This window comes from Stenotrophomonas hibiscicola ATCC 19867 (genome assembly GCF_000382065.1).
GTDB lineage: Bacteria > Pseudomonadota > Gammaproteobacteria > Xanthomonadales > Xanthomonadaceae > Stenotrophomonas > Stenotrophomonas hibiscicola.
Genome location: NZ_KB907499.1, coordinates 47,631 through 74,527, shown reverse-complemented (window position 1 = coordinate 74,527; position 26,897 = coordinate 47,631). Strand labels below are relative to the sequence as shown.

The window sequence follows — 26,897 nt, the reverse complement described above, 5'->3', positions numbered from 1 at the left end:
GCGCTTTTCCATGGAAAAGGGAATCGGACACCGAATCACCGCCAGCGCCGGAAAACCGGCGCATTCAGAATGCACTTCGGGGCACATCGACGTTAAAGAGAAAGGGGGTACGGCCGATACATCCTCCGTGCACCTCCCGAGAACGTCCATGTACTCACGCATTTTCATCCGTCTGGCCGCCCCCCTGGCTCTGACCCTGCTGCTCCCCTTCGCCATCGGTTTCGAATGGCCGGCCGCCCTGCGCTGGGCGATCCTGACCACGATGACGCTGAGCTGGCTCGGCTTTGCGTGGTGGACCACCCGCGCCCAGGCGCATCGTTCCCCGGAACATGCCCGTGTCCTGCGTGAGCAGGACCAGCTGCTGACCGAACTGCGCAACTTCGTCGGCAACGAGATTGAGGGTTCGCGCGGTGAAGTGGAACGCGCCCGTGACCTGATCCGCCAGGCCGTCTCCAGCCTCGGTGGCAGCTTCGATGCGATGAACCGCAAGTCGCGCCAGCAGAGCCAGGCCCTGTCGCGCATCGTCGACCGCGCCGGTGATGAAGGCAATGCCGGCCTCGACGTTGCCCGTTTCGCCCAGCACGCCAGCCACCGCATGGAGCAGCTGGTGGAAGCACTGGAACAGGTCAGCGGCCAGAGCAGCACCACCGTGCAGCACATCGACCAGATGGCGCAGCACCTGGATGGCATCTTCGCGCTGCTGGAAGACGTCAAGTCGATCGCCGACCAGACCAACCTGCTGGCGCTGAACGCCGCCATCGAAGCCGCGCGTGCCGGTGAAGCCGGCCGAGGCTTCGCGGTGGTCGCCGACGAAGTGCGCAACCTGTCCGAGCGCTCGACCACCTTCAACGAGCAGATCCGCAAGCTGGCGCACAGCTCCAAGGACGCCATCGCCAAGGTGCGCGAGACGGTTTCGCACATGGCCTCGCGTGACATGGACCGCTCCCGCGAAGCACGCCAGGAAGCGGCGGCAATGCTCGACAATGTCGCGCAGATCAATGCCTCGCTCGGCGACGGCATGCGTGAAGTGTCCGAGTGCGCCCGTGCGATCGATGGCAGCGTGGCCGAGGCCGTGCGCGCCCTGCAGTTCGAAGACATCGCCACCCAGGCCCTGGGCGGCGTGCACACCCACCTGGACCGCCTGACCGCGATCAACCGTGAAGCGGTGGCGCTGCAGGAACTGCTGCACCGCAATGGCGGCGTGTTCGACGAAGAGATCGCCACCGCCCTGCAGCGCACCGGCAGCCGCCTGCGCGAACTGCGCAGCGAATGGGAACGCCCGCCGCACAAGCCGGTTGCCCAGCAGAGCATGGGCGCCGGCACCGTCGAGCTGTTCTGATCCTGATGTCCGCTGCCCTCGCCGGCAGCCCGCAAGGCCCCGGTTCGTCCGGGGCCTTTGCCTGTAACCCGCCATTGGATGCATCCTGTACGCGCACCATGACCCTGATCCGCGCCCTGCCCGCCCTCACCGACACCGAGCGCCCGCGCAACGCGAGCGTGCGTGAGCAGCTGCAACAGCTGGAGGATGTGGCACGCGAGGAGATCCGCGAGCTGCAGCAGCTGGCGGACGCGCGCCCGGCCCCGTCGCGGGTGGACGAGGCGCTGCTGGGCCTGGCCTGGGATCTCGGGCTGGATGGGGATGCGCTTAAGTAGATCCACGCCATGCGTGGATGGGCCGTCGCGCATGGCATGATCCACCGGTACCCTTCATGGAAGACCGATGGCCATCGCTCTGATCGCACTTCTGCTGATCGAGACCGTCCTTATGATGGCCTGGGTAGCCGGCTATTTCAGCTGGGGCATCACCCTGTTCAACGAACGCATTGCGGCGTCACCGGCCATGCAGGCCCGCCTCTCGCTGGGCAGCCTGGAACGTGACCTGCCGCAGGACAAGTGGCTGCAACTGGCCTTCCATGCGCTGCCTGACGGCAGCATGGCGTTCCGTGAGAGCTTTGCGCCGAGCTTCGGCCTGCGCTACTTCCCGGTGATGCGCGGTCGCATCGTACTCAACGCGCGACGGCACGAGGTGCGGGTGATCGGCCTGTGCAGCTGGTTCGTGGCGATTATGCGGAGGTTGCTACTGCGTTCCTGCAAGGCAATCCCATGGAGGGTGCCGATACTTTCCATGTCTACGCGGTAACAGCTTTCGGCCAGATTCTGCTGTGTGGGGAGAACACCTCCACGCAGATCAGCATCGATCCACACAGTGGACACGTCACGACAGAATCGGATGTGCCAGACCCCGCCGATGCGGCGGAACGCAACTGGAAACTGGCGTTCCTGCTGGAGGCCCTGGATGGGCCCTATCTTGACGTCACCGACGACGATGAGCGGCCCCTGCATGCGCATGCACTTGACCGACTTGGGCCATTGGCTCCGAATGAGATCTACAGCTTTTCGCCCGCGGTTTCCGAAGGTGGCTGGAATGCGGCGCATCTGGTGAAGACAGATCGTCTCGCTGAGCTGGAAGCCCTTGCTGCGACAGTCGCCAAGGCGCGACCAACCAAACTGGATACCCGCGGTAAGTAGTTGCACGCCGAGCGTGGGTGATCGCGAGGTACATGCATTCGTGCCGACCAACGGTCGGCACCTACCAAAGTATGGCTGTCAGCGCACCAGCACCGCTTCGCCGCTGGCGTCGGTGCGCAGCGAAACCGGCTGCGGCTGGCGCAGCCACTGCGCCAGGTCGCGCGGGCTGAGCGGGCGCGAGTACAGGTAACCCTGGATCTCGTCGCAGCCCTGGCGGCGCAGCATGTCTTCTTCCTGATGGGTTTCCACGCCTTCGGCCACCACCTTCATGCCCAGCGCGTGTCCCAGGTGGACGATGGCCTGGGTGACTTCCGCCGTGCCCGAGTCATGCAGCATCCCTTGCACGAAACTGCGGTCGATCTTCAGGCGCCCCACCGGGAAGCGGTTGAGATAATTGAGGTTGGAGAAGCCGGTGCCGAAGTCGTCCACCGCCAACGGTACGCCGTGCCGTTCGAGCACGTCGAAGCAATGGCGCAGGATGTCGGTGTCACGGATCAGCGCCGACTCGGTCAGCTCCAGTTCCAGCCGTTGCGGCGGCCAGCCATGGGCATGGCAGATCTCGATCACGCGTTCGGCGAAGCCACGATCACGCAGCTGCACCGCCGACACATTGACCGCGATGCGATCAAACTGCAGTCCGGCGCGGTCCCAGGCGGTGGCCTGGCGGCAGGCCTCGTTCAGCACCCAGTCGCCGATGCGCACGATCTCGCCGCACTTTTCGGCAATGGGAATGAACTCGGCCGGGCTGCAGTAGCCAATCCCGGGCCGGTGCCAGCGCAACAGTGCCTCGATCGCCGGTGGCTCACCGTGGTGAGCGTGCAGCAACGGCTGGTAGGCCAGGCTGAACTCGTCGCGCTCGATTGCCCCATGCAGGGCATGCTCGACGTCCAGCCGGCGCTGGATGCGGGCCAATGCGTCCTGGCTGTAGTACTGGTAGGTATTGCGTCCGGCTTCCTTGGCTGCGTACATCGCGGCGTCGGCAGCACGCAGCAGGGAATCAAAGTCGGTCTGCGCATCGCCCAGCATCGCGATGCCGACGCTGGCGCCGACCTTCAACGTGGTCTCGCCACGGCGCAGCGGCTCGGCCAGCGAGGCGATCAGCTTGCGCGCCACGTGGCCGGCGTCTTCCGGCTCGGCCAGGTCGCGCAGCACCACAATGAACTCGTCGCCACTGAAGCGGCCGAACAGGTCGTTGTTGCGCAGGTTCTGGTGCAGGCGGGTGGCCGCCGCCTTCAGCAGCGCATCGCCGGTGGCGTGGCCGAAGCTGTCGTTGATGGTCTTGAAGCCATCCAGATCGATGAACAGCATCGCCAGCGATGTTCCGCGGTCGCGTGCTTCCTCGATGGCCTCGGCGGTCTGCTCGCCGAGCAGCACACGATTGGGCAGGCCGGTCAGCAGGTCGTAGTGGGCCAGCAGTTCGATGCGTTCGTTGGCTTCGCGCTCGCGGGTGATGTCACGGAACAGGACAACGAACCGCGGCGGCAGGCCGTCACGGCGGTCCAGTTCAATCAGCACCTGCACCCACACGCGCAGGCCGGACTGGCGATAGAAGCACAGGTCCAGCTGCTCGGGCAGGCCGCCGTTGGCGATACGGGCGAGTGCCGCCTCGAACGCGTTGCGCGAGTCCTCCGTGTACAGCGCCAACGCCTGGTCGAGGGTGATCGGTTCCTTGCGCAGGCCATGGATGCGGTAGCACTCCTCGGTCCATTGCATGCTGCGGGTCTGCACCTCGATCTCGCAGCCGCCGATGCGGCCCAGCGCGGAGACCCGGTTCAGCAGTTCGGTGCGCCAGCGGATCAGCGCATCGGTCTGGTGCTGCTCGGTGATGTTCTGCACCTGGCCGAGCAGGCGCTTGGGTTGCCCGTCCATGTCGAGCAGCGGCTGCATCCACAGGCGCAGGTGCTGCGAAGGCTCATGGCCGCGGGTCAGCTCCAGCTCGAGGTTGGCAGCGCGGCCATCGCGCCATAACCGCCGCCAGGCCGCACGCAACGCACCCCGCGAGCGGGGGTGAAGCTGCTTCAACCAGCGCCGCTGGCCGGGCACGGCGCCCTGCTCCAGCGCCAGCAGCGAGCGCAGTTCCGGCGACCACCAGAAATGCCCGCTGTTGGGATCAAACGACCAGCTGCCCATGCTGGCGATGCGCTGGGCCTCGCTCAGGTGCAGCTGCTGTTCCTGCAGCAGCGATTCGAGCTGCTTCTGCTGCTCGATATCGGTATGCGTGCCGACCATGCGCAGGGGCTGGCCATCGGCGGTGCGCGCGACCACGCGGCCGCGATCCAGCACCCAACGCCACTGGCCATCGGCCTGGCGAAAGCGGAACTGTGCGCTGTACTGCTCGCTGCGCCCATGCAGGTGCTCGTCGAGCGCTGCGCGCACCAGGGCGATGTCCTCGCTGTGCACCCGAGCCAGCAGCTCGGTGGCGGTCTCGTCGCCCAGCGTCGGCGTCCGCATCACGCGGTCACTGGGGATGTCCCAGTCCCACAGGCTGTGGCCGGCACTATCCAGCGCCAGTTCCCAGCGTCCGCCACCGTCCACCGGCACCGGCTCGGGGATGCTGAGGGTGAAGGCCAGCAGGTTGCCCGCGCCGTCGTGCACCGCACGCAGGTGGCCGTCGTAGTGGCCGCGCGGGCCGCCCGGCAGCGTGCAGGCCACGATGCCGCCATCGGCGGCCATCAGGCGCAGATCTTCCAGCATCGGCGCATAGGCCGCCACGGTGGCTGGCAGGCCATGCTCGCGCGCGGCCGGATTGGCCGCCAGCGGACGCCCGGTACGGTCGACGATGACCAGCGCCGACGCAAGCGGGTGCTGCAGCAGGCTGGCGATGATCCCTTGGTCCACGCGATCTTGCTCCGGATGACACGCCCGTCAGCGGGGCACGCAGTGGTTAACGGCGCCTGCGGCGGATAATTGAGTGGTCACGGCGCGCTGCGGGGTAAGATGACCAGCGCCCCTGTCACCCGCCTCGTCCATGCCTGCAGAACCGACCGGCAACGCCCCTGTTCCCGACCCGCGGATGGCGCAGGCGCTGAGCCGTGACCGCCGCCGGGTGGTGTTGAGCTACCTGGTGATGGCGCTGGCCTGGATGATCTCTACCGACAGCGTGGTGCAGGCGCTGGTGCCCGATCCGCAGCAGGCGGCACTGTGGCAGGGCCTGAAGGGCTCGTTCTTCGCCCTGGCCAGCGCAGGCCTGCTGTATCTGCTGCTGCGCCCGCTGGCCGAGCACGTGCTGCACACCCACGCGCGCCAACAGGCCTCCGAGCTGCGCCTGCGGCAGATGTTCGAGGGCAATCCCGGCCCGATCCTGGTCTACGACCTGGACACGCTGGCGATCCTCGACGCGAATCCGGCTGCCTGCAGCGCGTTCGGCTGGGAGCGCGGTGACCTTCTGGAGAAGACCGTCGACGTGCTGTGGCCGCCCGGCCAGGACCAGGCACTGCAGACCAAGCTGGAGGCGATCCGCGAGGCGCCGCAGGAGCTCTGCATCCTGCGTGCCCAGCTGCAACTGCGTGATGGCTCGCTACGGCAGATGGAGCTGCGGTCCAACGCCATCAGCTATGACGGCCACAACGCCCGCTTGCTGATTGCCATCGACCGCACCGCCGAAGACCTGGCCCAGCTGCGCCGCGACCAGGCGCTGGCCCGGGTCGAGGAAGCCCACGAGCTGGCCCGTATCGGCGCCTGGGAGCTGGACCCGTCCACCGGGCTGGGTCGCTACTCCAACCAGGTCTACCGGCTGCTTGGCCGCCGCCCGCCCGAGGCCCGCCGCTGGCACCGCTTCGACGAACTGCTGGTGCCGGCCGATCCGGCCACTGCCACCCAGACCGAACAGCTGCTGGCCGAACTATGCTCCGGCGAGCCGGTGCAGGTGGACGTGCTGCTGCCCGTCCTGTCGATGGACGGGCGCGCGTTGATGGTGCACCTGCGCGCCGCCAGCGGTATCGATGAAGCTGGCCGCAGCCGTGTGCTGGGCACCCTGCAGGACGTGACCGAGCGCGAGCAGTCGCGTCGCCTGCTGCGCGAGCGCGAGGAACAGTTCCGCGAGCTGGTGCGGGTGCTGCCCGATGGTGTGGTGATCCTCGCCGACGAACACGTGTTGTACGCCAACGCCTGGGCCGCCAGCCTGTTCGGCTATGGCAGCCACACCTTGCTGGGCGAACCGCTTTCGGCACTGGTGGACAGCGCCGATCTGGCCCGCGTGCGCAGCCAGCTGCGTGCGGGCCAGCTGCACCTGGGGCCGGGCCACAGCAGCGTGGTGGCGATGCAGCGCGCAGATGGCCGCAGCTTCCATGCCGGCCTGGCAGTGGGCGAGGTGCGCTATGGCGGCCGCGACTGCAAGCTGCTGATCGTGCGCGATCTCAGTGATTCCGAACGCATCCGCAGCGCACTGGAAACCAGCAACCGCGAACTGCAGGCCATGGCCGGCCGCCTGTTCTCGCTGCAGGAGGATGAGCGCCGCGCGATCTCGCGCGACCTGCACGACGATATCGGCCAGGCGATCACGGCGATCAAGCTGTCTGCCTATGCCGCGCAGGACGAGGACGATCCGCAACGCCGCGGTGAGGACCTGGCACAGATCGTCAGCCTGGCCGATACCACGGTGGCCAAGCTGCGCGACATCTCTACCCTGCTGCGGCCGCCGCAGCTGGACGCGCTGGGCCTGGAAGCGGCGCTGAGCTGGCAGGCACGGGTACTGTTCCGTTCCTCGCCGGTGGAGCTGCTGGCCGAGATCGAGCCGCTGCCGCACCGTCCCGACAACAGCATCGAGCAGGCCTGCTTCCGTATTGCCCAGGAAAGCCTGACCAACGTGCTGCGCCACGCCCGTGCCAGCCAGGTACAGCTGCAGCTGCGCGACGTCGGCCAGCGCGGCCTGCACCTGCAGATCCGCGACGACGGCGAGGGTTTCGACCCCGACGGCCCGCGCGGACTGGGCCTGATCGTGATGCGCGAGCGTGCGCAGAGCGTCGGTGGCCATGTACGGATCGAATCCGCGCACGGTGAAGGCACCCTGATCGACGTTCATCTCCCCTACCAGGCAGCCAGCATGGCCGCCGCCGAGTCACCGGACTACTGAGCCTATGTGGAATCCCAACCAGCCCCCGGTCAGCATCGATGATGCGCCTGATCGCCTCGGTGCCGGCAACCCCGAGTTGCAGGTGATGGTCGCCGAGGCGGCCTCGGGCGGTACCGCACTCATGCTGATGCATGTGGACATCGACCACTTCGCCTCTGTCAACGAAAACATGAGCGCCGAGGTAGGTGACCAGGCCCTGGTGCTGGTTGCGCAGCGGTTGCAGTCCTACCTGCGAGGGCGCGGCAAACTGTGGCGCCACGGCAGCGACGAGTTCCTGATCGCGGTGCCACGCACAGCCGAGGTGCCACTGCCGGAGGATTTCGCCGAGGAAATCCGGCAGCAGATGGAACTGCCGCTGTCGGTCCTGCCGTACACGCTGTTCATGACCGGCAAGCTGGGCGTGAGCCTGTGCCCGGAGCATGCCAGCAACGTTTCACGCCTGCTGGACCACGCCGAAGATGCGCTGTACCAGGCCGCCCGCGAGGGCGGCAACGCGGTGCGCATCCACGCAGTGGACACGCCGCCGAGCGCGCACAGCGAGAGCATCATCGCGCGGCAGATCGTCGATGCCATTCCCAACGGCGAACTGAAACTGCGCTACCAGCCGTTGGTCAGCGCCCGCGATGGCCACGTGGTCGGCATGGAAGCGCTGCTGCGCTGGCAGTCGCCGACGCTGGGCATGCTGGTGCCGGAGCGCTTCATGCGCACCGCCGAGCGGCTGGGCATCATCGTGCAGATCGGCACCTGGGTGCTGGAAGGTGCACTCAAGCAGGCCCGCCTGTGGCGCGACCAAGGCTTCGACGATTTCACCATCGCGGTGAACGTCTCCACCCTGCAGCTGCTGCGGCCGAACTTCTTCGCCGAAGTGATGGGCCTGATCCAGGCCGCGGGCATACCGGCACAGATGCTGACGCTGGAGATCAACGAAAGCGCGCTGACCAACAACGTCAACTTCGTGCATGAGACGCTGGCCAACCTGCGCAACGAGGGCATCAGCCTGAGCCTGGACAACTTCGGCACCGGTGACTCCAGTCTCAGTGCGCTGGTGCGCTACCCGGTGGACAAGCTGAAGATCGACCGCAGCTTCATCAAGAGCGCGCCGGCCGGCAACCGCGAGGCGGCCATCGCCCGCGCGATCATCGCCATGGGCCATCAGCTGGGCATGACGGTGATCGCCAACGGCGTTGAATCGCAGGCGCAGCTTGGCTTCCTGCGTCGCAACGACTGTGATGTGTTCCAGGGCTACCTGTTCGGCGAACCGATGTCGGCCGATGCCGCAGGCATGACCCTGCGCCGCCGCTACCTGCGCCCGGAAGCTTTCGCCGAGACCCGCCCGGACCGCACGCTGCTCTTGCTGGACGACGAAGAGAACGTGTTGCGATCGCTGGTGCGGCTGTTCCGTCGCGACGGCTACCGCATCCTGGCGGCCGGCAACGTGCGTGATGCGTTCGACCTGCTGGCGATCAACGACGTGCAGGTGATCCTGTCCGACCAGCGCATGAGCGACATGAGCGGCACCGAGTTCCTCGGCCGGGTGAAGATGCTGTACCCGGACACGATCCGGTTGGTGCTGTCCGGCTATACCGATCTGAACACGGTGACCGATGCGATCAACCGCGGCGCGATCTACCGCTTCCTGACCAAGCCATGGAACGACGACGAGCTGCGCAAGCATATCCACCAGGCGTTCCGCACGTACGAGGAACAGCGCCGCAGCAACGCCGGGCCGGCGCCGGTGGAGAGCGGAGACGGCGGCGAGGACCGCCCATTGCGGTAACGATCCAGCCTGGTAGAGCCGGCCGCTGGCCGGCTGCTCTGCATGCCGGGTGCAATGAGGTTGCCGGCCAGCGGCCGGCATTACCCGAAGCGGTCAGCGCGGCTGCTTCACCGGCAGCACCACGCGGAAGCGCGAGCCCACGCCCGGGGTGCTGTCCAGGTCGATCCGGCCATGGTGCTTGTTGATGATGCTGTAGGAGATCGACAGGCCCAGGCCCGTGCCACTGCCCACCGGCTTGGTGGTGAAGAACGGATCGAAGATGCGTTGGCGCAGTTCCGGCGAGATGCCACCGCCGGTGTCCTCGAATTCGACCCACACCTGGTCGCCATCGACGCCGGTGCGCACGGTGATCGTGCCGCGCTCGGCGATGGCATGGCCCGCGTTGAGCAGCAGGTTCATGTAGACCTGGTTCAACTCCGATGGCAGGCATTCCACCAGCGGCAGTTGGCCGAACTCGCGTACCAGGGTGACCTTGTACTTGAGCTCGTTCCAGATGATGTTGATGGTCGATTCCAGGCCCGCGTGCAGGTCGACCAGCTTCCACGACTCATCACGCCCGGAATACGAGAAGTCTTTCAGATCACGCACGATGCGCGTCACCCGTTCGATGCCTTCGCGCGATTCGGCCATCAGCTGCGGCAGGTCGCGGCTGATGAAATCGATGTCCAGGCGGTCACGGATGTCATCGATCTCCGGGATCAGCGCCTTCGGGTCCGGCGCACGCAACGCGCGTTCGTAGGCTTCGATCACGGTGAACAGGCTGCGCAGGTACTCCTGCAGGCTGCCCAGGTTTGAGTGCACGTAGCCGATCGGATTATTGATCTCGTGCGCGACGCCGGCAGCAAGCTGGCCGATCGAGGCCATCTTCTCAGATTGCAGCAGTTTCTCCTGGGTACCGTTGAGCCGCAGGTAGGCCTGGCGCAGCTCGGCGTGGCGCTGCTGCAGTTCTCGCTCGTAGTCTTCCTGTCCTTCGATATGACGGAACAAGGCCAGGAAGTGCCCCTGCCCCACCGGGCCGTGGTGATACAGGTGGGCGATGACCACGCCCTCGCCCAGCGGCAGGCTGCCGTTCCAGTGACCATGCTGGCGCGCGTGTTCCAGCGCATCGGGGGGCAGCAGCTCGCGAAGCCGCTGCGGGGGCGGCAATGCACCATCCTCACCGCTTGCCAACAGGTTCTGCGCGGCTGGATTGGCCAGCGCAACCTGCCCGTCTTCGGTGAACAGCAGCAGCCCTTCGCGCAGGCGCTCAAGCAGGGCCTGCAGTACCGGCTGTGGCGGAAGGGGGGCGGTAACCAGGGCGTTGGCAGCGGACACGGCGACTCGGGGGCATTCGAACAGACGCCCAATATACGCGCTCGTGCAGCGGGCTTCAGCCCGCGTGATGGGGTTGTTCGACCGCCGCCTCAGGCGACGGCGAGTGGGCGGCGCGCTGTGACGGTGTGCGCCTGCCCCTTGGCATCGTAGGCCGAGGCATCTTCGGTGCGCCCGAGCTGGCGCAGGGCCCAGTTGACCTCGCGGCGCCGGCGCGACAGCAGCACGCCGTTGGCGCGGTTGCGTTCGGCCAGTTCCTGCAGCTGCTCGCCTTCCCCGACCGGCGGCGCGCCTTCCAGCGCACGCAGCGCTTCCAGCTTGGCGCCGGTGGCCCGGATCAGGGCGTGCACGTCGTGCTCGACCAGGGCCTGGCGTTCAACGTCCAGGGCCTGGGCAAGACGCTGCAGCGGCTCGCTCATCGCCGCAGTCATCCGTGCAGCTGCTGGTCCAGCTCGAGCATGCGCGATGCGATCGCGTCCGGATTGATCTTGTAGGTGCCGTTCTGCAGCGCCTCGCGCACGGCGGCCACGCGCTGGGCGTCGATTGCCGGGGCGGTGGTCAGCTCACGCTCGATGGCCTGCAGATTGGTGGCCTCGCCGGTCAGGCGCAGGCTGTCGGCCGCCTCGACCGGGCGTGCCGCCGCATCGGTGCTTACACCGGGCTTGTTGGCCGGGGTCGTCACGCTGCGCAGGGCCTGGGGGACCTGCAGGTTGCCGTCGATTTTCTGGCTCATGGGGTGTCCTGGAGTTGCCGTTCACATGGGATAACGGCCGCAGGGCCGTGATCTTTAGGGATATTCTGCGGTAATTCAACGCGCCACGATTACGTCACCGGCGGCGTCGACCGTGCCCTGCACGATCCGCCGCGAGGACAGGTTCTCGACCGAGACCCGCTCGTTCTCACCCGCGTCACCCATCGCACGGCCTGCAATACGGACCTCGACCGAGCCGCGACGCGAGACCAGCGCCACATTGTCTCCTCGCTTGATGAGACGCTGCACCACCAGATCGTTGCTCGACAGCAGGGCCCCGGCCTGCAACGGACGGCGGGCGATGCGGCCGATCGCTGCGTTGGGATCGGCCAGCACCGCACCGGCAATCCGGGCGGCATCACGCTGGGCAGTGGTGATATCGGCAGCAGTAAGGGTTTCTCCAGTACCGATTCCGCGGTTGAGCACCAGCACGGTCTGGTTGCGCCGCACTTTCACTGGCACGAACAGGCGCCAGCCACCGGCGTCGGGACAGCTGACTTCCACCGTGGTGTTGGCGGTGGGCTGCACCTGCAGCGCGCCGCCACACTTGGGCAGGCGCAGCGCATCGGCCACCTGCGCCTCCCCCTCGCTCCCGGCAGGCAGCGTCGACAACGCCGCCGCGCGGATGCTGGCAACCGGCTGCCACTCTGCAGCGGCTGCCCATGGCGCGGCTGCGGCGAGCACGATGGCGAATAGAGGTGTGACCCGGCGCATGGCGCCTCCTGTCGATGGAATCTGGCCCTGGTGCGTGCAAGGGGTGTGCCAGAGCGCCGGGACCCGTTGATCGGATCCGGGATGGGGATGCGACCGGATGGGTAGAGTCGACTGTCAGTCGACTTTCGCGCGAAGCACGGGGTTTTCCGTGATCGGATCGAAGAGCGGTCGACTGACAGTCGACTCTACAAACGTGGTGCGGACCGCGCAGGCGGCAGAGCGCCCTCAAGTTTGGCGCCCACCCCGCCGATACAGCAGCCATGTCCCATGACCTGCTCAACCGGATCGACCAGCGAACCCGACTGGCCGGCCACAACCGCCTGGCGCTGCTGCTGTTCCGTCTCGGCGGACGTCAGCTTTTTGGCGTCAATGTCTTCAAGGTGCAGGAAGTCCTGCGGCGCCCGGAGCTGTTCCAGGTGCCCGGGTTGCCCAGCCAGTTTGCCGGCGTGGCCGACGTACGCGGCCGCTCGGTGCCGGTGCTGGACCTGGGCCTGGCCATCGGCCACCCCGAGCGTGAGCCTGACGCGGACACCTCGCCTGGCTACCTGGTCGTCACCGAATTCAACCGTTCGATCCAGGGCTTCCTGGTCAGCGGCGTGGAGCGCATCGTCAACATCGCGGTGGAAGACATCCACCCGCCGCCGGAACTGGGTGCCGAATCGAGCTACCTGACGGCGGTGACCCGCTTCCAGGGTGAGCTGATCCAGGTGATCGACGTTGAAAGCGTGCTGGCCGATATCGCCCAGGTACGCGGTGATGCCGTACTCGATCCGGCAATGGCAATGCCTGCCGATGGCCCGCAGCTGCAGGTGCTGGTGGTGGACGATTCGCGCGTGGCCCGCCAGCAGATCCGCAGCGTGCTGGACCAGCTGGGCGTTGGCGCCACCCTGCTTTCCGATGGCAAGCAGGCGCTGGACCACCTGCTGCAGATCCACGCCTCGGGCGAAAACCCGGCCGAGCGCTACGCCATGGTGATCTCAGACATCGAAATGCCGGCCATGGACGGCTATACGCTGACGACGGAAATCCGGCGCCACCCTGGCCTTGCCGGCCTGTACGTGCTGCTGCATACCTCGCTGTCGGGCGTATTCAACAATGCGATGGTCGAGCGCGTCGGCGCCAATGCCTTCGTCGCCAAGTACTCGCCGCACGAGCTGGCCGATTTCGTGCTGGACCGCCTGCGCAAGGTCGCGATGGCGGCCTGACAGCCACCGATCCGGTAGCGCCGGCCGCTGGCCGGCAACCGCAGATCCATCGGGGAGCCGGCCAGCGGCCGGCACTACCCTCTCGAATTTGGCACACCCCTTGCAGCTTCCCGGGCAACGTTCCCGTGGGAGTGCACCGTGCGCAACCTGATTACCGACTACCTGGGCGTCCACGCCCAGGCCATGCCGTTGCGCGAACAACGGATGAAGCTGATCGCCAGCAACCTCGGCAATGCCGATACGCCCGGCTACAAGGCCCAGGACCTGGACTTCGATGCCGCCCTGCGCCACGCCCAGGGGCAGGATGCCAACGGCCTGATGGCCACCACCCATGAGCAGCACTACGAAATCAGTAGCGGCCTGAACCCGTTCCAGATCGCGCGCGAAGGCGTGCAACCCAGCCTGGACGGCAACACCGTCGATCCCGATGCCGAGCGTGCCGCCTATGGCCGCGCCGCTCTTGAGTACCGCGCCTCGCTCAGCTTCGTCGAGAGCAAGGTGCGTTCCATGCTGACCGCGATCACGGGGCAATAAGCCATGAGCAACCTGCCGATCTTCGATATCGCCGGTTCCGCGCTGCAGGCGCAGTCGGTGCGCATGAGCACCATCGCCTCCAACCTCTCCAACGCCGACACCGTCGCCGGTTCCGCCGACGCCGTGTACAAGCCGCTGGAACCGATCTTCCAGGCTGTCACCAGCAAGAACGATCCGAACATCACCTCGGTGAAGGTGAAGGAGATCACCCAGAGCGATGCGGCGCCGATCAAGCGCTATGAGCCGGGCCACCCGCTGGCCGATGGCGATGGCTACATCTACCAGCCCGACGTCGACCCGGTGGCGCAGATGGTCAACCTGATCTCGACCTCGCGCAATTACCAGGCCGGCGTGGAGATGCTGACCACCGCCAAGGAACTGGCCCTGGCCACCTTGACCATGGGCCGCTGAGGCCCGCAGTACCGGATACCGCCATGACCACCGCCGTCAACAACCAGACCAACCAGGACGTCTATACCGCACTTGGTCTGAACGCCCCGAACAGCAACGCCACCAAGAAGAAGAACACGCTGGACCAGGCCGATTTCCTGCGCCTGATGACCGAGCAGCTGCAGCACCAGGACCCGCTGAAGCCGATGGACAACACCCAGATGGTCGCGCAGATGGCGCAGATGTCCACCGTGCAGGGCATCACCGATCTGAACAAGACGGTGAAGGGCTTCCAGGAGTCGATGGCCAGCGACCAGGTGCTGCGTGGCGCGGCACTGGTCGGCCACCAGGTGCTGGTGCCGTCGGAAAAGCTGGTACTGGAGAAGGAGGGCAGCGTCGAAGGCACGGTGGCCGCGCCGTCGGCCGGCATCATCACCGTGGACATCACCGATGCCAACGGCGCCAAGGTCACCTCGCTGAGCGTGGAAGCCACTGCCGCCGGCGAAACCGCCTTCCAGTGGGACGGCAAGGACGCCAACGGCAAACGCATGGAGCCGGGCAAGTACTCCATCGTCGCCAACCATGTCGATACCGCCGGCAAGAGCACCAAGCTGTCCACCTACGTTCAGGCGCCGGTGGAAAGCGTGACCGTCGGTTCCGACGGCCTGTACCTGAACCTCAAGGGCCTGGGCACGGCCCCGATCGACTACGTGCTCCGCGTCAGCTGAGCCGCACATCCCGCATCAACCAGGAGCATCCCATGGGCTTCAATGTCTCGCTGTCCGGCATCAATGCCGCCAACACCGACCTGAGCGTCACCGCCAACAACGTCGCCAACGTCAACACCACCGGCTTCAAGCAGTCGCGCGCCGAGTTCGCCGATCTGTTCGCCTCCACCAGCTATGGCCTGTCGAAGAACCAGACCGGCTCGGGTGTGCGCGTTTCCAACGTCGCCCAGCAGTTCATCCAGGGCCACAACGAGCAGACCGGGCGCAGCCTGGACATGGCCATTTCCGGTGAGGGCTTCTTCACCATGAACATGAACGGTTCGCGGGTGTATTCGCGTGCCGGCAACTTCCAGACCGATTCGGCCGGCTACGTGGTCAATCCGCAGGGTGCGCGCCTGCAGGTGTTCGCACCGAATGCCGATGGCACCAACTTCGACGCCGGCCGCCTGGTCGACCTGCAGCTGCTGACCACCGACAGCCCGCCGAAGCAGACCAGCGAAGTGAAGGTCGGCTTCACCCTGCCGGCCAACGCCAAGCAGCCGACGGTGGCCACCTTCGACCCGGCCGATTCCAACAGCTACAACCATTCCAGCGGCGGCATCACCGTGTACGACTCGCTGGGCGTGAGCCACATCCAGGTCTCGTACTTCGTCAAGGGAGCCAACCCCAACGAATGGACCGTGCACAACTATGTCGATGGCCAGCCCGCTGGCACCCCGACCGCGGTCACCTTCGACAACAGCGGCAAGCTGACCGCCCCGGCCAACGGCAAGGTCGGCCTCGGCACGTTCACCCCCACCACCGGCGCCGGCCAGCTGAACATGACGCTGGATATCAACGGCTCGACCCAGTACGGCGAGAAGTTCGCGCTGCGCAACACCCAGCAGGACGGCTATGCCGCCGGCAAGCTCAATGAAATCACCGTGTCCGAATCCGGCGTGGTCTACGCCCGCTATTCCAACGGCGACGACAAGCCGCTGGGCCAGGTGGCGCTGACGACCTTCAACAACACGCAGGGCCTGGAATCGAAGGGCAACAACCTGTGGGTCGAGACCTTCGAGTCGGGCACGCCGCGCACCGGCATGCCCGATACCTCCAACCTCGGCAAGATCCAGGCAGGTTCGCTGGAAGCGTCCACCGTCGACCTCACCGAGCAGCTGGTCAACATGATCACCGCGCAGCGCAACTTCCAGGCCAACGCACAGATGATCACCACCCAGGACCAGATCACCCAGACGGTCATCAACATCCGTTGATGACCCGCTGACCCTGTCACGGAACTCCCCGCATGGATAAAGCCCTTTACGTGGCGATGACCGGTGCCCGCGCCTCCCTGCAGGCGCAGGGAACGCTCAGCCACAATCTCGCCAACTCGGACACCCCCGGCTTCAAGGAAGCGCTGGCCAACACCGAAGCCTTCCCGATCCGCGGCCCCGGCTTTGCCTCGCGGGTGGATGCGCTGCACGTCGACGCTGGCTTCAACCGCACGCCCGGCGCGCAGCACATCACCGGCAAACCGCTGGACCTGGCGCTGCAGAGCGGCACCTGGCTGGCGGTGCAGGCCAGCGATGGCAGCGAGGCGTATACGCGCGGCGCGGCCTTGTCGGTCACCCCCAATGGCCAGCTGGTGACCTCCGGCGGCCGCACGGTACTGGATGACAACAACAACCCGATCGCCATTCCGCCCTACCAGGCGATGGAGATCGGTGCCGACGGCACGATCTCGATCATCCCGCAGGGTGAAGGCCCGCAGACCATGGCGCAGATCGGCCGGATCAAGGTGGTGCAGGCACCGGACGAGCGCCTCGAGCGCGGCCTGGATGGCCTGTTCCGCAATACCGACCCGCAACAGCCGTTCGCACCGGCACAGGGCACCGCAGTGCACAGCGGCCAGCTGGAAGGCAGCAATGTCGATGCGGCCGGGGCACTGGTGCAGATGATCCAGCTGCAGCGCCAGTACGAAATGCAGGTGCAGGTGATCAAACACGGCGACGAAAACGCGCGCAGCGCCAACAGCATGCTGCGCCTGGGCAGTTGACGGAATTCCGGCGCCGGCTGATGCCGGCGCTGGCACACCGCTTGCACACCCGCATACAAGGGCCGCACCACGCGGCCGGTTTCACCAGACAGGACATCGAAGATGAACCAGGCATTGTGGATCGCGAAAACCGGACTGGATGCGCAGCAGATGCGCATGTCGGTGGTTTCCAACAACCTCGCCAACACCAACACCACCGGCTTCAAGCAGGACCGTGCCAGCTTCGAGGACCTGCTGTACCAGCAGGTGCGCCAGCCGGGCGGCTCTTCGTCGGCGCAGACGCAGCTGCCGACCGGCCTGCAGCTGGGCACCGGCGTGCGCGTGGTAGCAACCGCCAAGAACTTCGAACAGGGTGGCCAGCAGCAGACCGGCCGCGCCCTGGATGTGATGGTCAACGGCCGCGGCTTCTTCGAAGTGCAGATGCCCGACGGCAGCTCGGCCTACACCCGTGATGGCTCGTTCAAGATCAATCAGGACAGCGAGCTGGTCACCAACAGCGGCTACCCGGTGCAACCGGGCATCCAGATTCCCGAGGGCGCGCAGTCGGTCACCATCGGCAGCGACGGCACCATCAGCGTGAAGATGGCCGACAACGCCGCGTCGGTGGAAGTCGGTGCGCTGACCCTGACCGACTTCGTCAATCCGGCCGGCCTGCAGGCGCGCGGCGAGAACCTGTTCCTGGAAACCACGGCCTCGGGCCCGGCCCAGAACGGTAATCCCGGCCTGAACGGCCTCGGCACCGTGGTGCAGGGGGCGCTGGAAGGCAGCAACGTCAATGTGGTGGAAGAGCTGGTGTCGATGATCGAAACCCAGCGCGCCTACGAAATGAATGCCAAGGCGATCTCCACCACCGACTCGATGCTCGGCTATCTCAACAACAAGATCTGACCGGCCCAACCGGGAAACCGCCATGTCGCCCATTTCCAACTTTGCCCGCACTGCCCTCGCCTGCACCGTGGCCGCCCTGCTCGGTGGCTGCGTGATCGCGGGCGACGTGCGCCCCTACCCGGCGATGGCGCCGATCCAGCCGATCATGCCGCCGCAGGCCGCGCCCACCGCCGGGGCGATCTATGCCGCCGGCCCGACCCTGCAGCTGTATTCAGACCGCCGCGCACGCGATGTCGGCGACCTGCTGACCATCACCCTGCTGGAAAGCACCACCGCGCAGACCAGTGCAAACACCGCCACCAACAAGGAGTCCAACCTGAGCCTGGGCAGCCCGAGCATCTTTGGCGCGCCGGTCACCCTGGGCGGCAAGGACATCCTCAGCGCCAGTGCGGAAGGCAAGCGTGATTTCACCGGCAAGGGCAACAGCGCGCAGAGCAACCGCCTGCAGGGCAGCGTTACGGTCACCGTGATCCAGCGCCTGCCCAACGGCAACTTGGTGGTGCAGGGGCAGAAGAACCTGCGGCTCAACCAGGGCGATGAACTGGTGCAGGTGCAGGGCATCGTGCGCCCTGGCGACATCAGCCAGGACAACACCATTCCCTCCAGCCGCGTAGCCGAGGCCCGCATCGTCTACGGCGGCCGCGGACCGGTCGCGCAGTCCAACGCGATGGGCTGGCTGAGCCGCTTCTTCAATTCCGGCCTGACGCCGTTCTGAGTATGGCCATGAAACTCCTCCCCTCTTCTTCCTGGCAGCGCCGCGTGGCGTCGTTCGTCGCGCTGATGCTGATGGTCGTGGCAGCCCCGGCCAGCGCCGAGCGCATCAAGGACCTGGCACAGGTCGGCGGCGTGCGTGGCAACGCACTGGTTGGCTACGGCCTGGTGGTCGGCCTGGATGGCAGCGGCGACCGCACCAGCCAGGCGCCCTTTACCGTGCAGAGCCTGAAGAACCTGCTCGGCGAGCTGGGCGTGAACGTGCCGCCGAACGTCAACCCGCAGCTGAAGAACGTGGCCGCCGTTGCGATCCATGCCGAGCTGCCGCCGTTCGCCAAGCCCGGCCAGCCGATCGACATCACGGTGTCCTCGATCGGCAACGCGGTGTCGCTGCGCGGCGGCTCGCTGCTGATGGCCCCGCTGCGCGGGGCCGACGGGCAGATCTACGCCATCGCCCAGGGCAACCTGATCGTGGGTGGCTTCGGTGCGCAGGGCAAGGATGGTTCCCGTGTCTCGGTGAACGTGCCCAGCGTCGGTCGTATCCCCAACGGCGCCACCGTGGAGCGTGCCCTGCCCGATCCGCTGGCCAACGGCGGCGACATCACCTTGAACCTGCACAACAACGATTTCACCACGGTCTCGCGCATGGTCGCCGCGCTCAACAACGCCTTCGGCGAAGGTGCGGCACGCGCGATCGATGGCGTGACCGTCGCGGTCACCGCGCCGACCGACCCGGGCGCACGCGTCGGCCTGCTGGCGCGCATCGAGAACCTGGAACTGACCCCGGGCAGCGCCCCGGCCAAGGTGGTGGTCAATTCGCGCACCGGCACCGTGGTCATCGGCCAGCAGGTGCGCGTGGGACCCGCGGCGATCTCGCACGGTTCGCTGACCGTGACCATCCAGGAAAACACCAACGTCAGCCAGCCCAATGCCCTGTCCGGCGGCCGCACCGTGGCCAGCCCGCAGTCCACCATCACCGCCACCAACGACGGCAGCCGCATGTTCAAGTTCAGCGGCGGCACCACCCTGGACGAGATCGTGCATGCGGTGAACGCCGTAGGTGCGGCACCGGGCGACCTGATCGCGATCCTGGAAGCCCTGAAGCAGGCCGGCGCATTGAGTGCCGAGCTCGAGGTGATCTGACATGCGCATCAATCCCGCATTCGACCTGCACCCGGCGCAACAGAACGATCCGGCAAGGATCGACAAGGTGGCGCGCCAGCTGGAAGGCCAGTTCGCGCAGATGCTGGTCAAGAGCATGCGTGACGCCAGCTTCGGCGACTCGCTGTTTCCCGGCGAGAACAAGATGTTCCGCGAGATGTACGACCAGAAGATTGCCGAGGCGATGACCCGCGGCAAAGGCCTGGGCCTGTCCAGCATGATCAGCCGGCAGCTGTCCGGCCAGGCCGCCGATGGCCCGGCGCTGGATGCCCGCGTGGATCCGGCCAAGGCCAGCCGTGCTTACCAGCTCAATGCACCGGCCAGGCCGGCACCGTCGCTGCCACTGGAAGACGGCAGCCAGGCGGTGCGCCTGCTGCAGCAGATGGCCGCCGGTGCGCAGCACGGTGCGCAGGCGGCAGTGGCGCCGATGGAGCAGGCCCTGGATCTGATCGCCGGGCGCGAGAGCAGCAGCATGCACCGCTCGCTGGGCACCGACGATCCGTACATCGGCAGCCTGCAGGGCGAGGACTGGGCCGCCAACAGCGACCAGTGGTCGGCCACCGCCAGCAACCGCGGCACCGCGATCAGCCCGGCCGATGCGATGGCGACCCGCACCGCTGTCGCCCGGCTCGGCGAGCACACCCCGGAAGGCTTCGTCGCCAGCATCTGGCAGCACGCGCAGCGTGCGGCCAAGGAACTGGGCGTGGATGCCCGCGCCCTGGTCGCCCAGGCGGCGCTGGAAACCGGCTGGGGCAAGCGCCACATCAAGCATGCCGACGGCAGCACTTCGCACAACCTGTTCGGCATCAAGGCCAATGGCTGGAACGGCCAGCGCGCCGTAGCCGGCACCCATGAATATGTCGATGGCGTGCGCCGCAACGAGACCGCCAGCTTCCGCGCCTACAGTTCGCCGGCCGAGAGCTTTGCCGACTACGTGCGCCTGCTGAAGACCAGCCCGCGCTACCAGCAGGCCCTGCAGGCCGGCACCGACGTGCAGGGCTTCGCCCGTGGCCTGCAGCGCGCCGGCTATGCCACCGATCCGCGCTACGCGGCCAAGATCGCCGCGATCGCCGGCGGCCCGACCATCGAGCGCGCCGTCGCCGCCGTGGCAGACGCCGGCTCGCGCCTTGGCCAGACCTTCGCCAGCACCGCGACCGCGGCGCTGGGTATCACCCGTCGTTGAGGAATCCCATGTCCAACGTACTTTCCACCGGTACCGGTGCCCTGCTCGCCTTCCAGCGTGCGTTGGCGACCACCAGCCACAACGTGGCCAACCTCAATACGCCCGGCTACAGCCGGCAGAAGGTCAACTTCGCCACCGCCGATCCGCAGAACTATGGCTACGGCACGGTCGGCAACGGTACCCGCATCACCGACATCCGCCGCACCGCCGACCAGCTGGCCATCTCGCGCCTGCTCGACAGCAGCGGCGAACTGGCGCGCCTGAAACAGCTTTCGGGCATGGCCGACCGGGTCAACGCGCTGTTCTCTGATGCGGCCACGAATGTCTCTGGTGTGTGGTCGAACTTCTTCGACTCGGTCAGTGGCCTGTCCTCCAATGCCTCCGGCACGGCCGATCGCCAGAACATGCTCGATGGCGGCAAGGCCCTGGCCAACCGCTTTGTGCAGCTCAACACCCACCTGAACAACCTCAACAGCGAGGTCAACAACGGCCTGCTGGCCGGTGCCACCGAGGTCAACCGCCTGGCGCAGGAGATCGCGCAGATCAACGGTGCGATCGGCACCAACATCGCCACCGCCGCGCCCGACCTGCTCGATCGGCGCGACCAGCTGATCACCCAGCTGATCGGCTACACCGGCGGCACCGCGGTGATCCAGGACGGCGGCATCATGAATGTCTACACCGCCGGCGGCAACGCGCTGGTGGTGGGCACCACCGCGACCAAGGTCACCACCGTGGCCGACCCGTACCAGCCCGAGCGCCTGCAGCTGGCCCTGGAAACGCAGGGCAACACCATCCGCCTCGACCCGAAGGCAGTAGGCGGCCAGATCGGCGGCCTGATGGAGTTCCGCGACACCGTGCTGACCCCGGCCCAGGCCGAACTGGGCAAGTTGGCTGTCGGCCTGGCCGAGACCTTCAACCAGGCCCACCACCAGGGCGTGGACATGTATGGCCAGCTCGGGGGCGACTTCTTCAACATCGGCAACCCGCGCGTCACCGCCAACAACGCCAACACCGGCACCGCCAGCCTCAGCGCCACCTATGGCGACCTGGGCAAGCTGGACGCGCAGAACGTGGTGCTGCAGTTCGATGGCAGCAACTGGAAGGCCAGCCGGGCCGACACCGGCGCCAGCGTTCCGCTGGCCGGCACCGGCACCGCCGCCGATCCGCTGGTGATCAACGGCGTCACGCTGGTCGTGGGTGGCACCCCCGCTGCCAACGACCGATTCCTGCTGCAGCCCACCGCAGGCGTCGCCGGCAGCATGGAGATCGCCATCACCGATCCGTCCCGGATTGCAGCCGCTGCCGCGGTAAAGGGCGCCGCCGCGACGGCCAACACGGGCACCGGCAAGCTGAGTGGCGTAACCGTGACCGATTCGAGCAACGCCAACCTGCGCAATCCGGCCGCGATCGTGTTCACCTCGGCCACCACCTACACCATCGATGGTGGCCCGCCGCAGACCTACACGCCCGGCCAGACCATCAGCGCCAATGGCTGGAGCTTCGTGCTGGACGGTGCGCCGAAGGTCGGCGACACCTTCAACATCACCCCGACGCCGGCCGGCTCCTCCGACAACAGCAACGCCTCCAGGCTGGCCAAGGTCGAGAGCGCCAAGGCCTTCAATGCCGGCACGGTGACGCTGAACGGCGCGCTGGGTGGCCTCACCACCCAGGTGGGTGCTGCGGCCCGTTCGGCCGAGTACTCGCTGGAAGCGCAACTGGTGATCAACGACAAGGCGCAGGAAGCGCGCGATGAAGTGTCCGGCGTCAACCTGGACGAGGAAGCGGCCGACATGCTGCGCCTGCAGCAGGCCTACCAGGCCGCCTCGCAGCTGATCTCCACCGCCGACAGCATGTTCCAGACCATCCTGGGAGCCGTCCGCCGATGAGCAGCCGCATCTCCACCAGCATGATGTACAACCAGTCGGTGTCGCTGATGATGGCCAAGCAGGCCAAGCTCAGCCACCTGGAGCAGCAGATCGCCACCGGCAGCAAGATCGTCTCCGCAAAGGACGATCCGGTCGGGGCCGGCGCAGCGGTCGGACTGGACCGCAGCCTGGCCGCACTGGAACGGATGAAGCTCAACGCCGGCAACGTGCAGAACCGGCTGGGCGTGCAGGAAAACACCCTGGCCCAGGTCAATGATCTGATGGGGCGCGTCAACGACCTGACCATCCAGGCCAGCAACCCCGCCCTGAGCGCGTCCGACAAGAAGACGCTGATCACCGAACTGAACCAGATCCGCGACGGCCTGCTGTCGCTGGCCAACGCCGAGGACGGCACGGGTCGCTATGTATTCGGCGGCACCAACGACGGCGATCCGCCGTTTGCCAGGATCAATGGCAAGGTGGTCTACCGCGGTGACCAGACCCAGCGCCAGATCGAGGTCGGCCCCGATACCTACGTGCGCGATGCCCTGCCCGGCAGCGAAATCTTCATGCGCATCCCCACCGGCGATGGCTTCGTCGATGGCGCCGCTGCGGCGGGCAACACCGGTAACGGCGTGCTGACCAACATCACCCGTGATGGCAGCGACAGCTGGAACGGGCAGTCCTTCAGCATCCGCTTCACCGCTGCCGACCAGTACGAGGTGCTGGATGGCGCCGGCAACGTGACCGGCACCGGCACCTTCAAGGCAGGTGACAACGTGGAAGTGAACGGCGTGCGGCTGCAGATTACCGGCGCGCCGGCAGCGGGCGACAGCTTCAACGTGAAGCCGGCGAGCAGCCGCGACATCTTTGACACCATGGACAAGCTGATCGCCGCACTGGATGCCGACACCGGCACCACCGCGAAGATGAGCGCCCAGCAGAACGAACTGCAGAGTGCATTGCGTGACGTGGCGCGCGCGTCGGAGCGGATGATCGATTCGCGTGCGGCCGGTGGCGCGCAGCTGAAGGCACTGGACAACGCCGCCGACATGCGCGAAGCCAACAGCGTGACGCTGAAAACCACGCTGTCGCAGATGCGCGACCTGGACTACGCCGATGCGCTGAGCCAGTACCAGTTGCAGAGCACCGCGCTGCAGGCGGCACAGACGATCTTCTCGCAGATGCAGTCGATGTCGCTGTTCAACAAGATCGGCTGACAGCACCCCCGCCTCAGCCCCGAAAGGCCGCGATGCTTGCATCGCGGCCTTTTTCGTTTCCGTGGCCCGTCGCCGCGAAGCATTCCAGACAGCGCTCGGCGGATTTTCCGTGATTGCCCATCAAGCCCGGCCCCACCCCGCCGATACCTTCATCAGCGCTGGTTGGGCCTGCCCAACCGCCCCTTCCGGGTGCGCCTACACGCCCCTTCGGGGTTGGAAAAACCCGGAAAAACAGCCTCCGGCAACGAATTACGACTTCAACGGAATTCACGGCTAAAGGTTGTTGACAAAGCGCCGTTATTCATTTGGCAACGGCGAAGCACACAGCCACACAAAAAAACAGGCGGCGCTTCGCTTCATTCACCAACGGGTTCCATATAAGAGGAGACGACCCCATGGCACAGGTAATCAACACCAATACGATGTCGCTCAACGCTCAGCGCAACCTGAGCACCAGCGGCAGCTCGCTGGCCACCACCATCCAGCGCCTCTCGTCCGGCCTGCGCATCAACAGCGCGAAGGACGACGCGGCCGGCCTGGCCATCAGCGAGCGCTTCACCACCCAGATCCGTGGCCTGGACGTGGCTATCCGCAACGCCAACGACGGCATCTCGCTGGCCCAGGTCGCCGAAGGCTCGCTGAACGAAGTCGGCAACAACCTGCAGCGCATCCGCGAACTGGGCGTGCAGGCCTCCAACGCCACCAACTCGGCCAGCGACCGCAAGGCGCTGCAGGCCGAAGTGACCCAGCTGGTCTCCGAAATCGACCGCGTGGCCAAGCAGGCCGACTTCAACGGCACCAAGCTGCTGGATGGAAGCTTCACCAGCCAGCTGTTCCAGGTCGGCGCCAACGCCGGCCAGGCCATCGCCATCAACAGCGTGGTCAACGCCAAGGCCGATTCACTGGGCGCGGCCACCTTTGCCAACGGCTACACCGGCACCAGCCTGGCCGCCGCCGACAAAGCCACCGCCGACACCACCTACTCGGGCCTGCAGGTCTCGGTCACTCCGCCGGGTGGCACCGCCACTACGGTCACCATCAGTGACTTCACCGTGAAGGCCGGCGAATCGATCACCTCGGCCACCGCGGCGGCGATCAACAACAAGCTGGGCGAAACCGGCGTGGTTGCTTCGGTCAATGCCGGTGTCATCAGCCTGGCGTCGGTCAAGGATGGCCAGACCTTCGCCCTGGGCGTCAGCGCCGCAACGCCGCCGACCGGCGTCACCGCCGCCACCCTCGCCGGCCTGGGCCTGACCGAGACCAGCACCAACGGCGGCACCCTGACCGGTGCAGCGGTCAGCTTCGTCAAGGACCTGAACGTCACGACCGCCGAGGGCGCGCAGAAGGCGATGTCGATCGTCGACAAGGCCCTGGAGTCGGTCAACAGCGTCCGCGCCGACCTCGGCGCCATCCAGAACCGCTTCACCTCGGTGGTGGCCAACCTGCAGACCTCCTCGGAGAACCTGTCGGCCTCGCGCAGCCGCATCCGCGATACCGACTTCGCCAAGGAAACCGCCGAGCTGACCCGCACCCAGATCCTGCAGCAGGCCGGTACGGCCATGCTGGCCCAGGCCAACCAGGTACCGCAGAACGTGCTCAGCCTGTTGCAGCGCTGACATGAGCCGCCCCCGGGGCACGTCGGGGGCGTCTAACCCAACTCACGTGCAACCGCTCAAGGACCTCTCCTCATGGCACAAGTCATCAACACCAATACGATGTCGTTGAATGCTCAGCGTAACCTGAGCACCAGCGGCAGCTCGCTGGCCACCACCATCCAGCGCCTGTCCTCCGGTTCGCGCATCAACAGCGCCAAGGACGACGCCGCCGGCCTGGCGATCTCCGAGCGCTTCGGCACCCAGATCCGCGGTACCGACGTCGCCATCCGCAACGCCAACGACGGTATCTCGCTGGCCCAGGTCGCCGAAGGCTCGCTGACCGAGATCGGCAACAACCTGCAGCGCGTCCGCGAGCTGTCGGTGCAGGCCTCCAACGCCACCAACTCGGCCAGTGACCGCAAGGCGCTGCAGGCCGAAGTGACCCAGCTGGTCTCGGAAATCGACCGCGTCGCCAAGCAGTCGGACTTCAACGGCACCAAGCTGCTGGACGGTTCGTTCTCGAGCCAGCTGTTCCAGGTGGGCGCCAACGCCGGCCAGGCCATCGCCATCGACAAGACCATCGACGCCAAGGCCAACGCCCTGGGTGGTGCCCGCTTCGACACCAACGCGCTGGCCCTGGCCGATCCGGGCACCAACGCTGACTTCAGCATCACCGGCCTGGCCATCAATGGCGTGGCCATCGCTGACGTCTCGGTCAAGCAGGGCGCCGACGCCGCTGCCACCGGCAAGGCCTCGCGTGAAGCGCTGGTGACCGCGATCAACGCCAAGATCGGCGAGACCGGTGTCTACGCCGAAGTGAACGGCACCGCCGGCGTCACCCTGACCTCGGTCAAGGACAGCGCCAACGCTGATGGCTCGTTCAAGGCGATCACCGCGACCCCCGGCACCTGGGCAGGCAACACGCAGGCGACCTTCACGGCCACTGCCGATGCTGCGGCGCCGGCCGCCAAGTACGCCAGCAACCTGGACGTGAGCACCGTGAAGGGCGCCCAGCAGGCAATGGAAATCGTCGACAAGGCCCTGGGTGCGATCAACAGCACCCGCGCCGACCTCGGCGCGATCCAGAACCGCTTCACCTCGGTCGTGGCCAACCTGCAGACCTCGTCGGAAAACCTGTCCTCCTCGCGCAGCCGCATCAAGGACACCGACTTCGCCAAGGAAACCGCCGAGCTGACCCGCACCCAGATCCTGCAGCAGGCCGG

25 protein-coding genes are annotated in these 26,897 nt (G+C 66.6%); 20 read left to right on the top strand and 5 right to left on the bottom strand.

Features of this window, described 5'->3' with window-relative positions:
• Nucleotides 1–148 precede the first annotated feature (148 nt).
• The 4 genes from G370_RS0105205 (at nt 149) to G370_RS0105190 (ending at nt 2,529) form a co-directional block, all read left to right on the top strand.
• Nucleotides 149–1,339, top strand: coding sequence for a methyl-accepting chemotaxis protein (locus G370_RS0105205; protein WP_019659632.1), 1,191 nt, complete (start codon nt 149–151; stop codon nt 1,337–1,339).
• Between the two features lie 98 nt (nt 1,340–1,437).
• Nucleotides 1,438–1,653: a hypothetical protein gene (locus G370_RS0105200; RefSeq protein WP_019659631.1), complete on the top strand. Its 216-nt coding sequence runs from the start codon at nt 1,438–1,440 to the stop codon at nt 1,651–1,653.
• A gap of 67 nt (nt 1,654–1,720) precedes the next feature.
• A complete protein-coding gene (locus G370_RS0105195) occupies nt 1,721–2,140 on the top strand; it encodes a hypothetical protein (RefSeq protein ID WP_019659630.1) in 420 nt (139 codons plus the stop codon).
• A complete protein-coding gene (locus tag G370_RS0105190) occupies nt 2,104–2,529 on the top strand; it encodes a DUF1851 domain-containing protein (RefSeq protein ID WP_019659629.1) in 426 nt (141 codons plus the stop codon). The genes G370_RS0105195 and G370_RS0105190 overlap by 37 nt, the downstream gene beginning before the upstream one ends.
• Before the next feature lie 78 nt (nt 2,530–2,607).
• On the opposite strand, the gene G370_RS0105185 is transcribed toward G370_RS0105190, so the two are convergent.
• On the bottom strand, nt 2,608–5,367 hold the full coding sequence (locus G370_RS0105185; RefSeq protein WP_019659628.1) for a bifunctional diguanylate cyclase/phosphodiesterase: 2,760 nt from the start codon (nt 5,365–5,367) through the stop codon (nt 2,608–2,610).
• Between the two features lie 130 nt (nt 5,368–5,497).
• Here G370_RS0105185 and G370_RS0105180 point away from each other — a divergent pair, with 130 nt between their 5' ends.
• Both G370_RS0105180 and G370_RS0105175 read left to right on the top strand, forming a co-directional pair.
• The gene (locus tag G370_RS0105180) at nt 5,498–7,600 is read left to right on the top strand and encodes a sensor histidine kinase (protein ID WP_019659627.1); all 2,103 of its coding nucleotides are present in this window, start codon (nt 5,498–5,500) and stop codon (nt 7,598–7,600) included.
• A 4-nt stretch (nt 7,601–7,604) separates the two neighbouring features.
• Nucleotides 7,605–9,377, top strand: coding sequence for an EAL domain-containing protein (locus G370_RS0105175; protein WP_019659626.1), 1,773 nt, complete (start codon nt 7,605–7,607; stop codon nt 9,375–9,377).
• Between the two features lie 93 nt (nt 9,378–9,470).
• Here the strand turns inward: G370_RS0105175 and G370_RS0105170 are convergent, their stop codons facing one another.
• From G370_RS0105170 to flgA, 4 genes are all read right to left on the bottom strand, one after another.
• Nucleotides 9,471–10,691, bottom strand: coding sequence for an ATP-binding protein (locus tag G370_RS0105170; RefSeq protein ID WP_019659625.1), 1,221 nt, complete (start codon nt 10,689–10,691; stop codon nt 9,471–9,473).
• Nucleotides 10,692–10,780: 89 nt separating this feature from the next.
• Nucleotides 10,781–11,119: a flagella protein gene (locus tag G370_RS0105165; RefSeq protein WP_010485882.1), complete on the bottom strand. Its 339-nt coding sequence runs from the start codon at nt 11,117–11,119 to the stop codon at nt 10,781–10,783.
• On the bottom strand, nt 11,116–11,421 hold the full coding sequence (flgM, locus tag G370_RS0105160; RefSeq protein ID WP_019659624.1) for a flagellar biosynthesis anti-sigma factor FlgM: 306 nt from the start codon (nt 11,419–11,421) through the stop codon (nt 11,116–11,118). The genes G370_RS0105165 and flgM overlap by 4 nt, the downstream gene beginning before the upstream one ends.
• A gap of 75 nt (nt 11,422–11,496) precedes the next feature.
• Complete coding sequence (gene flgA, locus G370_RS0105155; protein WP_019659623.1) at nt 11,497–12,153, bottom strand: flagellar basal body P-ring formation chaperone FlgA; 657 nt, start codon at nt 12,151–12,153, stop codon at nt 11,497–11,499.
• A 260-nt stretch (nt 12,154–12,413) separates the two neighbouring features.
• On the opposite strand from flgA, the gene G370_RS0105150 reads away from it, so the two are divergent.
• From G370_RS0105150 to G370_RS0105085, 14 genes are all read left to right on the top strand, one after another.
• Nucleotides 12,414–13,358, top strand: a complete 945-nt coding sequence (locus tag G370_RS0105150) for a chemotaxis protein (protein ID WP_019659622.1) — start codon at nt 12,414–12,416, stop codon at nt 13,356–13,358.
• A 138-nt stretch (nt 13,359–13,496) separates the two neighbouring features.
• A complete protein-coding gene (flgB, locus tag G370_RS0105145) occupies nt 13,497–13,892 on the top strand; it encodes a flagellar basal body rod protein FlgB (protein WP_005409576.1) in 396 nt (131 codons plus the stop codon).
• A 3-nt stretch (nt 13,893–13,895) separates the two neighbouring features.
• Nucleotides 13,896–14,303, top strand: coding sequence for a flagellar basal body rod protein FlgC (gene flgC, locus G370_RS0105140; protein ID WP_005409575.1), 408 nt, complete (start codon nt 13,896–13,898; stop codon nt 14,301–14,303).
• Between the two features lie 23 nt (nt 14,304–14,326).
• Entirely contained in the window at nt 14,327–15,010 is a 684-nt protein-coding gene (locus tag G370_RS0105135) for a flagellar hook assembly protein FlgD (protein WP_019659621.1), read from the top strand.
• A 32-nt stretch (nt 15,011–15,042) separates the two neighbouring features.
• The gene (flgE, locus tag G370_RS0105130; protein WP_019659620.1) at nt 15,043–16,266 is read left to right on the top strand and encodes a flagellar hook protein FlgE; all 1,224 of its coding nucleotides are present in this window, start codon (nt 15,043–15,045) and stop codon (nt 16,264–16,266) included.
• A 32-nt stretch (nt 16,267–16,298) separates the two neighbouring features.
• Complete coding sequence (locus G370_RS0105125; protein ID WP_019659619.1) at nt 16,299–17,048, top strand: flagellar basal body rod protein FlgF; 750 nt, start codon at nt 16,299–16,301, stop codon at nt 17,046–17,048.
• 102 nt (nt 17,049–17,150) lie between these two features.
• A complete protein-coding gene (flgG, locus tag G370_RS0105120; protein ID WP_005416457.1) occupies nt 17,151–17,936 on the top strand; it encodes a flagellar basal-body rod protein FlgG in 786 nt (261 codons plus the stop codon).
• A gap of 22 nt (nt 17,937–17,958) precedes the next feature.
• On the top strand, nt 17,959–18,651 hold the full coding sequence (gene flgH / locus G370_RS0105115) for a flagellar basal body L-ring protein FlgH (RefSeq protein WP_019659618.1): 693 nt from the start codon (nt 17,959–17,961) through the stop codon (nt 18,649–18,651).
• A gap of 2 nt (nt 18,652–18,653) precedes the next feature.
• Nucleotides 18,654–19,790, top strand: a complete 1,137-nt coding sequence (locus tag G370_RS0105110; protein ID WP_019659617.1) for a flagellar basal body P-ring protein FlgI — start codon at nt 18,654–18,656, stop codon at nt 19,788–19,790.
• A 1-nt stretch (nt 19,791) separates the two neighbouring features.
• Nucleotides 19,792–20,991 (top strand): flagellar assembly peptidoglycan hydrolase FlgJ, encoded by a 1,200-nt coding sequence (flgJ, locus tag G370_RS0105105; RefSeq protein WP_019659616.1) that lies wholly within the window; start codon nt 19,792–19,794, stop codon nt 20,989–20,991.
• Nucleotides 20,992–20,999: 8 nt separating this feature from the next.
• On the top strand, nt 21,000–22,880 hold the full coding sequence (gene flgK / locus G370_RS0105100; RefSeq protein WP_019659615.1) for a flagellar hook-associated protein FlgK: 1,881 nt from the start codon (nt 21,000–21,002) through the stop codon (nt 22,878–22,880).
• Nucleotides 22,877–24,079: a flagellar hook-associated protein FlgL gene (gene flgL, locus G370_RS0105095; RefSeq protein WP_019659614.1), complete on the top strand. Its 1,203-nt coding sequence runs from the start codon at nt 22,877–22,879 to the stop codon at nt 24,077–24,079. The genes flgK and flgL overlap by 4 nt, the downstream gene beginning before the upstream one ends.
• Before the next feature lie 395 nt (nt 24,080–24,474).
• Complete coding sequence (locus G370_RS0105090) at nt 24,475–25,695, top strand: flagellin (protein WP_019659613.1); 1,221 nt, start codon at nt 24,475–24,477, stop codon at nt 25,693–25,695.
• Between the two features lie 72 nt (nt 25,696–25,767).
• Nucleotides 25,768–26,897, top strand: a 1,130-nt coding sequence (locus G370_RS0105085) for a flagellin (protein ID WP_019659612.1), incomplete at its 3' end; no start/stop codon positions are given.